Below are 12258 nucleotides of genomic sequence, written 5' to 3'. Positions count from 1 at the left end.
CGAGAGGGCTACGTCCCGAGAGGGCTACGTCCCGAGAGGGCCACGTCCCGGGAGGTCGCGGCCCGGAGGCCGCGTCCGAGAGGCGACGCCAAGGCCGGCCGGGGAAGCCGGGGCGGTCGCGAACGTACTGACGATCATGACGAAAGGGTCGACGGGTCGGAAACGGGGCTGTAAGGAGCGTCACGCGGCCCGCTCCTTCCAGTGGGCGGCGGCCGGGAGTAACGTCGGCCGGCGATGACCAACGTCTGGCACCTGACCGTGCGCCTGTACGTCGACCTCCGACGGCAGGCCAGCGGCATCTGTCCGGCGCAGCCACTCTCCTGACGCTGCCCCGTTCACCCCACCAGACCTTGGACCGACCCCATGGCTTCCGCCCTGCGCAAGTTTCCCTTTTCCCTGCAGATCCTGCTCGGCCTCGTCCTCGGCGTGGCGCTCGGCTTCCTCGCCCGCGCCAACGACCTCGCCTGGCTGACCAGCACCCTCGACACCGTCGGGCACCTCTTCGTCCAGTTGCTCAAGCTGGCCGTACCGCCGCTGGTCTTCACGGCCATCGTGGTCAGCGTGGTCAGCCTCCGTGGCGTGGCCAATGCCGCCCGTCTGGCGCTGAAGACGTTGCTCTGGTTCGGCATCACCGCGCTGGTCGCGGTGAGCATCGGCATCGGTCTCGGCCTGCTCACCGACCCCGGCAAGGGCGTCACCCTCGACGTGGCCGGCGCCGCCGCGCCGAAGAAGACCGGCTCCTGGACCGACTTCCTCACCGGCATCGTGCCGACCAACCCGGTCGGCGCGTTCGTCGAGGGCAACGTCCTCCAGATCGTCTTCCTCGCCCTGGTGGTCGGCGCCGCCGCGCTGCTCATCGGCGAGGCCGCCGAGCCGTTCGTGACGCTCAACCGCTCCGTGCTCGCCATCGTGCAGAAGGCGCTCTGGTGGGTCATCCGGCTCGCCCCGATCGGCACCCTCGGCCTGATCGGCAACGCCGTCGCCTCGTACGGCTGGGACCTGCTGGCGCCGCTCGCCAAGTTCACCACCGCGGTCTACGTCGGCTGCGCCATCGTGCTCTTCGTGGTGTACCCCGTGCTGCTGCTGGCCGCCGGCCGGCTCAACCCGGTGCGCTTCTTCGCCGGCGCCTGGCCCGCCATCGAGCTGGCGTTCGTCTCCCGCTCCTCGGTGGGCACCATGCCGGTGACCCAGCGCTCGGTCGAGCGCCTCGGCGTCCCCCGCGAGTACGCCTCCTTCGCGGTGCCGTTCGGCGCCACCACGAAGATGGACGGCTGCGCCGCCATCTACCCGGCGCTCGCCGCGATCTTCGTGGCGCAGGTCTTCGGGGTGCACCTGGGCGTCACCGACTACCTGCTGATCGCCTTCGTCTCGGTCGTCGGCTCGGCCGCCACCGCCGGCCTGACCGGTGCGATCGTGATGCTCACCCTGACCCTGAGCACGCTGGGTCTGCCGCTGGCCGGCGCCGGCCTGCTGCTGGCGATCGACCCGATCCTCGACATGATCCGCACCGCCACCAACGTGGCCGGCCAGGCCGTCGTGCCGACCATCGTGGCCGCCCGCGAAGGCACCCTCGACCGCACCGCGTACGACTCGGCCGGCCGGCGCGAGCTGCTGGCGCCGGACGAGGCCGACCGCCCCGCGGACCGGCTCCAGCCGGTACCCGCCTGATCTCCACTCCCCGGCCGGGGGAGGGCCCACCGCCCTCCCCCGGCCGCCTGCTGAAGGATGACGGCATGAGCGCCCTGTTCACACCCCTCGCCCTGCGCGGCGTCACCCTGCCCAACCGGGTCGCGATGGCACCGATGTGCCAGTACAGCGCCGGCCCGGACGGTCTGCCCACCGACTGGCACCGGGTGCACCTCGGCTCCCGCGCGGTCGGCGGGGTCGGGCTGCTCCTCACCGAGGCCACCGCCGTACTGCCCGAAGGGCGGATCAGCCCCCAGGACACCGGCCTCTGGTCCGACGCCCACGTCGACGCGTGGCGCCCGATCACCGCGTTCGTCGCCGCCCAGGGTGCGGTGCCGGCAGTGCAGCTCGCGCACGCCGGGTTCAAGGCGTCGACGTACCGGCCGTGGGCCGAGCACCGCGGCGGCGTGCCGGACGCCGAGGGCGGCTGGACCCCGGTCGGCCCGGGCGGCGAGCCGTTCCTGCCCGACTACCGGCGCCCCGCCGCGCTCGACGGGGCCGGCCTAGCCGCGGTCATCGAGGCGTTCGCCACCGCCGCGACCCGGGCGCTGGCCGCCGGCTTCGCCGCCGTGGAGATCCACGCCGCGCACGGCTACCTGCTGCACGAGTTCCTCTCCCCACTGACCAACCACCGCACCGACGGCTACGGCGGTGACCGGGCCGCCCGGATGCGGCTCACCCTGGAGGTGGCCCGGGCCGTGCGCGCCGCGGTCGGCGAGGCGGTGCCGGTGCTCACCCGGATCTCCGCCACCGACTGGGTGGACGGCGGTTGGACGGTCGAGGACAGCGTGGTGCTCGCCGGCGAGCTGGCCGCCGCCGGGGTGGACCTGGTGGACACCTCCTCGGGCGGCGCCTCGGCCACCGCGAGCGTGCCCGTCGGCCCCGGCTACCAGGTACCGCTGGCCGCGCGGATCCGCCGGGACGCCGGCGTCGCCACCGGCGCGGTCGGCCTCATCGTCGAGCCGGAGCAGGCCGAGCAGATCGTCGCCACCGGCGAAGCGGACCTGGTCCTGCTGGGCCGGGAGCTGCTCCGCGACCCGTACTGGCCGTGCCGCGCCGCCGCCAAGCTCGGCGCCGCCCCCGGCTGGCCGCACCAGTACGCCCGCGCGTTCTGACCGCCCCGGCCCCGATCGGCCCGGGGCCGGGCTGATCGGGGCCGGGCGCGTCAGCCGGCCAGGTGACCCCAGCGGGACTCGAGGTCGCGCCACGTCCCCTGGGCGGCGACCTGCCCGTCGATGAGCACCACCACGTGGTCGGCCCGGACCAGCGCGGCCCGTTTGGCGGTCGAGCCGACCACGGTCACGCCGTGCTCGCGCAGCGCCGCCCACAGCGCCAGCTCCGTGGTGACGTCCAGCGCCGACGACACGTCGTCGGCGACCAGCAGTTCGGTACGCGGCGCCAGCGCCCGGGCCAGCGCCAGCCGCTGGAGCTGCCCGCCGGACAGCCGCGTCCCCTTGTGCCCGATGAGCAGCCCCAGCCCACCGCCCGCGGCGGCCAGGTCGTGGTCGAGCTGGGCGGTGGTCACCGCGTCGGCGGCGTCGACCTGGTGCCCGAGCGCGATGTTGTCCGCGACCGTGCCGGAGAGCACCCGGGGCAGCTGACCCACGTACCCGACCTGGTTGGGGCGGAGGAACAGCTCCGGCTCGGTGACCGGTTCGCCGTTCCAGCGCAGCGTGCCGGTGTGGTGGACGATCCCGGCCAGGGCGCGCAGCAGCGACGACTTGCCGGCCCCGACCGGCCCGACCACCAGCACCAACTGTCCCCGGTCCACGGTCAGGTCGACGTCCCGGACGGCGAGCGTGCCGTCGGAGTGCAGCGCGCCGAACCCGGTCAGCTCCAGCCGGCGTAGCGGGTTCCGGGGCGGCGGCTCGGGCGCCGGCGCGGTGCCGGCGGCCAGGTCCACCCCGGGCAGCGGGGCCGAGTAGACGCCGGTCCCGGCCATCGCCGCCGTCCGCCGGGTCCACACCCGCGCCGACGGGTAGTTGGAGACCAGCGACGCGGTGGTCCAGGCGAACCAGCGCGCCGCGCCGAGGGTGGAGACCGCCACCAGGGTGGCACCGGCGGACAGGCCACCGGCCAGGTAGAGCGCCCACGCCCCGATCGGCAGCAGGCCGCTGGCCAGCGACGGAGTGGACCGGGCCCACACCTGCATGGCGATCTCCCGCCGCTGCCGGTCGCTGCGCACGACGTCCAGCGCCGCCAGGTGGTCCAGCACCGGCCGGGTGGCGCCGGCGAGCTTGACGGTACGGGCGGCGGAGAGCGAGGAGACCAGCGCGGTGGCGAACGCCGCGCGGGCCTTGACGGTGCCGCGCGCGCTGCGCTCCAGCCGGGGGCCGAACAGGGTCGCCGCCAGCCCGGAGACCACCATGGTGCCGAGGAAGAACAGCGCCGGTACGAAGCTGCCGGTCACCGCCGTCATGGTGATCAGGATGGCGACCGAGATGAACTGGTCCATCAGGTTGTCGGCGAGCTGCACCACCCGGTCGGTGTCGCCGCCCTGGGCCACCACCTCGGCCGGGCTGTGCCCGCTGACCCGGCGCGGCCCGGTCTGCCCGTGCACCAGCCGGGCGCTGATCCGCAGCATCTGCCGGATCCACCACTGCGGGAACCAGAGGTTCGTCAGGTACGGCAGCGGCAGCACGACCAGCAGCGCGGCGCCGATTCCGAGCGCCGGCAGCCAGGGATCTCCCCCGCCGACCACCCCGGCCCAGAGCCAGGGCAGCACCGCGCCGTCCAGCCCGAGCAGGGTCATCACGATGAACAGCCCCACCGAGAGCAGCCCGTACCGGGGATCGTTGGTGCCCAGCCGGAGGATCTCCCGCAACGTGCGCGCGGGCGGCGGGGCGGGCAGCGGCGGCGGGTCGGTGCGCGGCACCGCGACCGGCCGGACCGGTCCGGCGGGCCGGGCCGGCGAGCCCGGTTCCGTCGGCTCGTCCGTCCAGTCGTCCTCCGGCCCGTCGAGCAGGTCCACCCCGCCGCGCCGGCCGGTGGTGCCCGCGTACGCGCCGGCGTGGCTGGTGGCCAGCAGTTCGGCGAAGCGGGCCGACTCGCGCAGCGGGCCGGCCTCCAGCACCGCCCCGTCGGCCATCACGACCACCTCGTCGCAGCGGCGTACGGAGGAGAGCCGGTGCGCGATGACGATGCCGATCCGGTCGGTGAGCAGGCGTTCGGTGGCCTGGCGTACCCGCGTCTCGGTGACCGGGTCGAGCCGGGCGGTGGCCTCGTCGAGGATCACCACGCGGGGGTCGCGGACCAGGATCCGGGCGAACGCCACCAGCTGCTCCTGCCCGGCGGAGAGCACGTGCCCGCCCTCCCCCAGCCGGGTGTGCACCCCGTCGGGGAGTTCGGCGATCCAGCCGGCCAGCCCCAGCTCCTCCAGCGCCCGGGTGGCGTCGCCGAGCAGGGCGGGGTCGAAGAGTGCGACGTTCTCGGCGAGGGTGCCGGCGAGGATCTCGGTGCGCTGCGGCACCACGGCGATCCACCGGCGCAGCGCCTCGACGTCCAGGTCGACCAGGTCGGTGTCGCCGAGGAAGACGGTGTGGGACGGCACGTCGACGGCCCGGGTGAGCACCTTGGTCAGCGTCGACTTGCCGGAGCCGGTCCGCCCGACCAGGGCGTACGACCGGCCCCGGGCGAAGGTGAGCCGCACGTCGCGCAGCGCCGGGCCGCGCCCATCCTCGCTGGACGGGTAGCGGAAGGTGAGCCCGCGGACGGTGAGGTCGCCGTCCACCGGGGCGGCGCCGCCGGCCGGTTCCTGGCGGGAGCCGGCGAGCAGTTGCACGCGCGCCCACGCGCCGAAGGCCTGTTGCAGGTGCGGCACCCAGCGGGCGATGTGCTCGACGGTGGCGCCGAACGCGAGCACGAGCAGCCAGATGGCGGTGAGCCGGGCGGCGTCCACCCGCCCGGTGCTCAGCGCCCAGGCGCCGGCCAGCACCACGCCGACGATGCCGAGCCGGACCCCGCCGGCGGCCAACGCGGTGACCCGGGCGGAGAGCCGGAACACCCGGCCGCCGCGGGAGATCACCTGGGCGGCCCGCCGGGCGTAGAGCCGCAGCACGTACGGCCGGGCCAGGCTGGTGCGGACGTCGTCCTGGCCGTGCACCGCCTCCTCCATCACGGCGGCCAGATCGGACCAGGCCTCCTCCTCGGCCATCCGGGCCGGGGCGATCCGGGCGGTGGGGCGGCGCAGCAGCACGCCGAGCAGGGCGGTCAGCACGATCATCCCGACGCCGGCCGGCCACCAGACGATCAGCGCGCTGACCGTGGCCAGCAGGCAGACGGCGAGCCCCTGGATCAGCCGTACACCGGTGTTCCGCAGCTCGGCGCCGACCTGGTAGACGTCGTTGTCGATCCGGTCGAGCAGTTCGCCGACCGGGGTGGTCTCCAGGGTGGGCAGGTCCTGGCCGAGCGCCACCCGGCACAGCCGACGGCGTACGTCGGCGGACCAGTCGGCGGTCAGCCGGGCCATGATCAGCCCGATCACCAGGTCGCTCACCACGGCGGCGACCAGGGCCGCCGCGAGCGCGACGAACCAGCCGACCGACCGATGTACCAGCACCGGCCCGGCCAGCGCCGACGCGGCCGCCTGTCCGGCGGCGGCGAGCACGATGAACAGCAGGACGACCGCCAACCGACGGGGTGCGGTGGCCCAGAGGTCTCGGAGCAGGCGCATGGAAGGTCCTCCGGACTCGGGTCGGTGGGGGCGGTACCCCCAGCCTCGCCCGGCCGGGCAGCGCGCTCAAACGAATTACCGCGCCGGGGTCACGTCTGGGCGACCCGGCGGACGATGCCGAGCAGCGCCTCCTGGACGTCCTCGATCGGCCGGTCGGGCTGGAAGACCAACCAGTCCACGGCCACCACCAGACCCACGCCGAACAGCGCCGAGCTGGCCGTGCCGACGTCCAGGTCGGCCGGGAGGTCCCCGCTGGCCACCCCGGCCCGTACGCTCTCCGCGATCACCTCGATGGCCTCGCCGCGCAGCAGCCGCAGGGTCTGCTGCCACTCCCGGTTGGTGCGCCACATCTCGGAGAGCAGGAGCTGGGCGAAGGCCCGGTAGCGGCGGATGTACTCCAGCTCGGCGCGGACCAGCGCGGCCAGCGCCTCCCGGGGCGGCAGCCCGTCGACGGCGGCCCGGAAGTCGGCGGTGAGCAGGCCGATGCCGTGCCGCAGCAGCTCCTCGAAGAGGGCCGTCTTGGACTCGAAGTTGTAGTAGACGGTGCCCTTCGCCACCCCGGCCCGGGCCGCGATGTCGTCCACTGTGGTGGCGGAGAAGCCCCGTTCGGCGATGAGCTCCACCGCCGCCACGAAGAGGCGCTGGCGGGTGTCCTCGCGCCGTCGCGACCGTCCGTCCGTCACCCGCCCATCCTCACATGGCCAGTTCGGGGTGCAGCCTGGCCGGGGTGAGCCGGCGGGACCGGCGGGCCGCGCCGACACCGAGGGCCAGCGCGCCGCCCCCGAAGGCGACCAGCACCAGCGCCGCGGTGAGCACCGGGGCGGCCGGGCCGCCGTTGATGGTGTGCCGCAGGCCGCTCACCACGTACGTCATCGGCAGCCACGGGTGGATGGCCTGGAAGAACCCGGGCGAGGTCTGCACCGGGTAGGTGCCGCCGGAGGAGGTGAGCTGGAGCATCAGCAGGGCCAGCGCGGCGAGCCGGCCGGCCGGGCCGAGCGCCGCGCCGAGCAGCTGCACGATCGCGGTGAACGCCAGCGAGGTGAGGGCGAGCAGCCCGATGGTGGCCACCGGGTGGGCCGGGCGCAGCCCGAGGGCCAGGGTGACCACGGTGACGAGCACGGCCACCTGGGCCAGCCCGATCGCCGCGGCGGGCAGCCAGCCGGCCAGCACGACCCGCCAGCCGGGGGCGCCGGACATCACGTGCCGCCGGTTCACCGGCCGCAGCACCAGGTACGTGATCATCGCGCCGACCCAGAGGGCCAGGGCCAGGAAGTACGGGGCGAAGCCGACGCCGTAGGAGCCGGCCGGGTGCTCGGAGTGGCGGATCAGCCCGACCGGGTCGCCGAGGACGTCGGCGCGGCTGTCCGCGTCGTGGTAGCCGGGCAGTTTCCGTTCTCCGGCGGCGAGCCCGTCGGCGAGGTCGCCGGCGCCGCCCTCCAGCTTGGTCAGTCCGTCGGCGAGGCGGTTGCTGCCGCTGCTGAGCTGGGCGAGGCCCCCGTCGAGCTGGCGGGCGCCGGTGGCCAGCCGGTAGAGCCCGCCCCGCAGCTCGTCGGCGCCGTCGGCCGCGCCGCCGAGGCCGTCGCGGAGTTTGGCGCTGCCCTGGGCGAGGGTGTTCAGCCCGTTGGCCAGCTGGTCGACCTTGGCCCGGGCGGCGGCGATGTCGTCGGCCAGGTGGGGGGCGGCGGCAGCCACGTCGCGGGCGGTCCGCGCGACCTCGGTCAGCTGCGTCCGGAGGGCGGCCAGGTCGGCGCGGTCCAGCGCGGCGACCATCGCCCGGGCGGTGGTGACCGCCTTCTCCGCGGCCTGCCGGGCGGCCACCAGGTTCGGGTCGTCGGCCAGCTCCGGGTGGGCCTTCGCCAGCGCGTCAAGGCGGTCGCGGACCTCCTCGGCCCGGCGCACCACCTGGTCGGCCCGGGCCGGCAGCGCGTCGATGCCGTCGGCCAGGGTCTGCGCGCCCTCCGCGACGAGCGTGGCGGCGCGCCGGATGGTGTCGGCGTTGCGGCGCAGCAGCGGCTCGTACCGGTCGGCGGCCGCGTCCACCTGCGCCGCGGCGGCTCTGGTCTCGGTCGCGGCCCGGCTGGTGCCGTCGGCGATCTGCGCCGCGCCCGTGTAGAGCTGGTCGAGGCCGCCGGCCAGCTTCGCCGCGCCCCGCGCGGAGGTGCCGAGGCCGCCGGCCAGTTGGTCGGCGCCGTCCTCGGCGGCGCCCATCCCGTCGGCGATCTTCCCGGCGCCCTGCTGCGAGGCGCCCAGCCCGTCGTGGAGCCGGTCGGCGCCGGCGGCGGCCCGGCCGGTCTCGGCCTTGGCATCGGTGAAGCCGATCAGCATCCGGTCGAAGTACGTCGCGGCGGCGCTCTCCGCGGCGGCGGCCCGGATCTCGCTGAACGCGGAGCGGGCGAGCAGGCCGGAGAGGTAGTTGGTGGCGTCGTCGTTGACCACCTTCAGCTCGCCCCGGCGGGCCGGCTGGTCCGGTTCGGGGCTGGCGGCCAGGGTGGCGGAGAAGTCGGCCGGGATGGCGAAGACCAGGTGGTAGCGGCCGTCGTTGAGCCCCGCCGTGGCGTCGGCCTGGTCGGTCACCGTCCAGCCGAACACCTTGCGGTCGAGCAGTTCCTCGGTGAGGTCCCGGCCGGCATGCACCGCGCTGCCGTCGCCGGCCTTCGCCGGCCGGTCGGCGTTGACCAGGGCGACCGGAATGCGGTCCAGCTTCCCGTACGGGTCCCAGAAGGCGTAGAGGTAGAGCGCGCCGTAGAGCAGCGGGATGACGGTGAGTACGGCGAGGGCGGCGCGCGGCAGCCGGCCGCGGATCATCCGGCGCAGCTCGAAGCGGGCCAGGCGGAGGGCGCTCATGCGGCGGTCTCCCGGGTGTCGTGCCGGTCGCCGCCGGCGCGGGGCGCGACGAGGGCGGGGGTGGGCAGGGTGGGGTCGCCGATCCGGTGCTCGACGGCGGTGGCGCCCGGTTGGACGGCGCGGGCGCTGGCGATCACGGCGTACCCGTGGTCGGCGAGCCGGTTCAGGGCGGCCCAGATCCAGTCCCGTTCGGCGGCGTCGGAGCCGGCGTCCACGTCGTCGGCGACGATCAGGTTGGGGCCGCTGAGGCTGGCCAGCACGAGGCCGAGCACCTGCCGTTCGGCGGGGGTGAGGTCGCGGCCGTACCGGTGCGGGTCGAGCGGGGTGTCGGTGAGGCCGGCGCCGGCGATCGCGGCGGCGAAGGCGTCCCGGCGGTACGCCCGGCGGGCCCGCACCGTGGCGACCGGGACGAGCCGGCGGCGGCGCGGCACCGGCCCGAGCAGCAGTAGCCGTTCCTGGATGTGCTCGGCGACGGTCAGCGCGGGGTCGGGCTCGTGCACGCCGGCGACCTGCCCGAGGGCGGCGGGGCCGCGCCGGGTCAGCTCGCCTTCGGTGTGCGGGAAGCGGCCGGCGAGGGTGAGCAGCAGCGAGGTGCGACCACTGCCGGGTGGGCCGGTGACGGCGTGCAGTTCGCCCGCGTCGGCGCTGAGGTCGACGTCCCGGTACACCCAGCCGCGTCGGGTCCGCAGACCCAGCCCGCTGGCCTCGACGATTCGCATCGCACCCCGCCCGACTTTCTAAACTGACCAGTCAGTATAAAAACAGGGTCAGCATAGCGCCGGTTGTCCGGTTCGGCGCAAGGCGCGCGGACGTGATCCCGGCCATGCCGGCTGGCCGGTTCCCGCGCCGGGTCCGGCACCGGCCCCGGCGCGGATCTCGTGGCCGGCTCAGAAGAGGACGGTGGCGAGGGTGCCCACGGGGCGGAACCCGCAACGCTCGTAGACCCGGCGGGCGGGCAGGTTGAAGTCGTTGACGTAGAGGCTGACGGTGGGCGCCACCCGGGTCAGCGCGTCGCGTACCACGGCCGCCATGGCCGAGGTGGCGATGCCCCGGCCGCGCCACTCGGGCGCCACCCAGACCCCCTGCACCTGCGCGGTCCGCCGGGTCACCACGGCCAGTTCCGCCTTGAAGACCACCCGGCCGTCCACGAACCGGGCGTAGGCGCGGCCCGCGCGCACCAGGTCACCGACCCGCCGCCGGTAGCCGCGCCCGCCATCCTCGGCCAGCGGCGACACCCCGACCTCCTCGGTGTACATCGCCACCGCCGCCGGGAAGAGCTGGTCGATCTCCACCGCCCGCACCCGGCGCACCTGCGGGTCGGGCGCCACCGGGGGGATGGCCTCCGTGGCCAGCAGCGGCTGGTTGGGGCGTACGTCGCGGGCCGGGCCCCACTGCCCGGACAGGCGCTCCCAGAGGCCGAGCACCGCGTCGGCGCGCCCCACGATCGAGGAGCAGAGCCGTTCCTCGGTGCTCAGCTGCTCGGCGAACGCGGCCACCGCCGGCGGCGAGGCGAGCACCGGGGTCAGGTTGCCGCCCAGCCAGCAGATCGACTCCAGGTTGCGCCGGCCGCCGTAGCCGAGGATCCGCCCCTCGGCCCGCCACCAGGCCAGCCCCTTGGCGGCCACCCGCTCGGCGACCTGCGCGCCGGCGTACGGGTCGAGATCCAGCAGCCGCTCGACCGCGCGGCGCTCCGACTCCCCGAGTTGGCGTACCGGCACCGTGAGCACGGATACCAGCCTGCCAGATCGGCACCGGCCCGCGCGGGCCGACCTGAGGACCGCCGCCGATCGTCCGCTCAGTCGCCGCTCAGCCGACCGGGACCGGCTCGGCCGGCGCCGCCGGGCGGCTCCGCGCGGCCCAGCCGACCACCGGTGGCACCAGCAGCCCGAGCACCAGGAACAGGCCACCGAGCAGCAGCCAGCCCGGTACGCCCCAGCCGATCGCCAGGGTGGTCACCACCAGCGGAGCCACCATCGAGCCGAGCTGCATGCCCATCCCGTAGGCGCCCTGGTACTGGCCCTGGGCGTGGGCCGGGGCCAGGCCGAAGGAGATGCCCCAGCCGGCCGCCGCGTGCCACAGCTCCCCCACCACGTGCACCAGCGCGCCGCCGAGCAGCAGCGGCACGGCGACCGCCACGGGCAGGCACCCGCTCGCCGCGAAGAGCACGCAGGCGACGGCGATCACCAGGCCGGCCCGGCGGGCGGCCCGGCCGGCGCCGGCGAGGTCCTCGGTGCCCCGCGAGGCGCGGACCTGGAAGAGCACCACCATCACGGTGTTGACCAGCAGGCAGGCCGAGACGAGCCAGCGGGGCGCCGTGGTGTGGCCGGCGATCCAGAGCGGCAGCGCGATGTTGATCAGCCCGAAGTGCATCGACATCAGCCCGTCCAGGACCGTGAAGGCGAGGAACGGGCGGTCCCGCAGGGCGATCAGCCGCGGCCCGTGCGTGGGCGCGGGGACCGGAGGCACGGGTGGAAGCCGGAGCAGCACCGCCGCGGCCACCAGGTAGCTGGCGGCGTCCAGCAGGATGAGCGACACGTACCCGGTCCGGGTGTCGGCGGCGAGGCCGACGCCGGCCAGCACCGCGCCGACGGAGATGCCGACGTTGGTGACGGCGCGCAGGTAGGCGCGGGTGCGGACCCGCTGGTCCGGGGGGACCGCGCCGGCGATGAGCGCGCCCCGGGCGCCCCGGGTGGCCGAGTCGGCGACCGCCATCAGCATGCCGACCAGCAGGAACCCGGCGAACGAGCGGACCGCCACCAGGGCGGCGGTGCAGCCGGCCGAGGCGAGCAGCGCGGTGATCTGGAGGCCGCGCGGCCCGAGCCGGTCGGCGAGGTAGCCCATCGGCGTGCTGGCGACGAGGCTGACCAGCGCCGTGATGGTGAGCCCGAGCCCGACCTGGGTGACCGTGAGCCCGACCGAGCGGGTGAGGAAGAGCGCGCTGGCGGTCAGCCAGGTGCCCCGACCGACGGTGTTGACCAGCGTGGAGAGGGCGAGGACCCGGGCCGGGCCGGGTTCGGGAAGCAGACGCACCCTCGCACCCTAGCAGTACGTCCGTA

At 75.4% G+C, this 12258-nt stretch carries 8 protein-coding genes; 2 read left to right on the top strand and 6 right to left on the bottom strand.

The features are described from left to right. Positions 1-375 precede the first annotated feature (375 nt). Positions 376-1668, top strand: a complete 1293-nt coding sequence (locus LQ51_RS22465) for a dicarboxylate/amino acid:cation symporter (protein ID WP_197087874.1) — start codon at positions 376-378, stop codon at positions 1666-1668. A gap of 65 nt (positions 1669-1733) precedes the next feature. Then, positions 1734-2801: an NADH:flavin oxidoreductase/NADH oxidase gene (locus LQ51_RS22460; protein ID WP_046568808.1), complete on the top strand. Its 1068-nt coding sequence runs from the start codon at positions 1734-1736 to the stop codon at positions 2799-2801. 50 nt (positions 2802-2851) lie between these two features. Here LQ51_RS22460 and LQ51_RS22455 read toward each other — a convergent pair whose 3' ends face one another. The 6 genes from LQ51_RS22455 to LQ51_RS22430 form a co-directional block, all read right to left on the bottom strand. Beyond that, positions 2852-6358 (bottom strand): ATP-binding cassette domain-containing protein, encoded by a 3507-nt coding sequence (locus LQ51_RS22455; RefSeq protein ID WP_046568807.1) that lies wholly within the window; start codon positions 6356-6358, stop codon positions 2852-2854. 89 nt (positions 6359-6447) lie between these two features. Then, on the bottom strand, positions 6448-7041 hold the full coding sequence (locus tag LQ51_RS22450) for a TetR/AcrR family transcriptional regulator (protein WP_046568806.1): 594 nt from the start codon (positions 7039-7041) through the stop codon (positions 6448-6450). Positions 7042-7051: 10 nt separating this feature from the next. After that, a complete protein-coding gene (locus LQ51_RS34400; protein WP_046568804.1) occupies positions 7052-9202 on the bottom strand; it encodes a YhgE/Pip family protein in 2151 nt (716 codons plus the stop codon). Beyond that, on the bottom strand, positions 9199-9921 hold the full coding sequence (locus LQ51_RS22440) for an ATP-binding cassette domain-containing protein (RefSeq protein ID WP_046568803.1): 723 nt from the start codon (positions 9919-9921) through the stop codon (positions 9199-9201). Before LQ51_RS22440 ends, LQ51_RS34400 begins: the two co-directional genes overlap by 4 nt. A 168-nt stretch (positions 9922-10089) precedes the next feature. Then, positions 10090-10929, bottom strand: a complete 840-nt coding sequence (locus LQ51_RS22435) for a GNAT family N-acetyltransferase (RefSeq protein WP_046568801.1) — start codon at positions 10927-10929, stop codon at positions 10090-10092. Positions 10930-11008: 79 nt separating this feature from the next. Next, positions 11009-12232 carry an MFS transporter gene (locus tag LQ51_RS22430; RefSeq protein WP_046568800.1) on the bottom strand — a complete coding sequence of 408 codons (1224 nt, stop codon included), beginning with the start codon at positions 12230-12232 and terminating at the stop codon, positions 11009-11011. Between the last annotated feature and the right edge of the window lie 26 nt (positions 12233-12258).

This window comes from Micromonospora sp. HK10 (genome assembly GCF_000982955.1).
Classification (GTDB): Bacteria; Actinomycetota; Actinomycetes; order Mycobacteriales; family Micromonosporaceae; genus Micromonospora.
The sequence above is the reverse complement of the archived record's forward strand: the minus strand, read 5'-3'. Positions and strand labels throughout refer to the sequence as shown.

Coding starts and splice junctions, on each gene's coding strand:
- LQ51_RS22440 (WP_046568803.1), bottom strand. CDS start 9,921: ATGCGAATCGTCGAGGCCAGCGGGCTGGGTCTGCGGACCCGACGCGGC.
- LQ51_RS22460 (WP_046568808.1), top strand. CDS start 1,734: ATGAGCGCCCTGTTCACACCCCTCGCCCTGCGCGGCGTCACCCTGCCC.
- LQ51_RS22455 (WP_046568807.1), bottom strand. CDS start 6,358: ATGCGCCTGCTCCGAGACCTCTGGGCCACCGCACCCCGTCGGTTGGCG.
- LQ51_RS34400 (WP_046568804.1), bottom strand. CDS start 9,202: ATGAGCGCCCTCCGCCTGGCCCGCTTCGAGCTGCGCCGGATGATCCGC.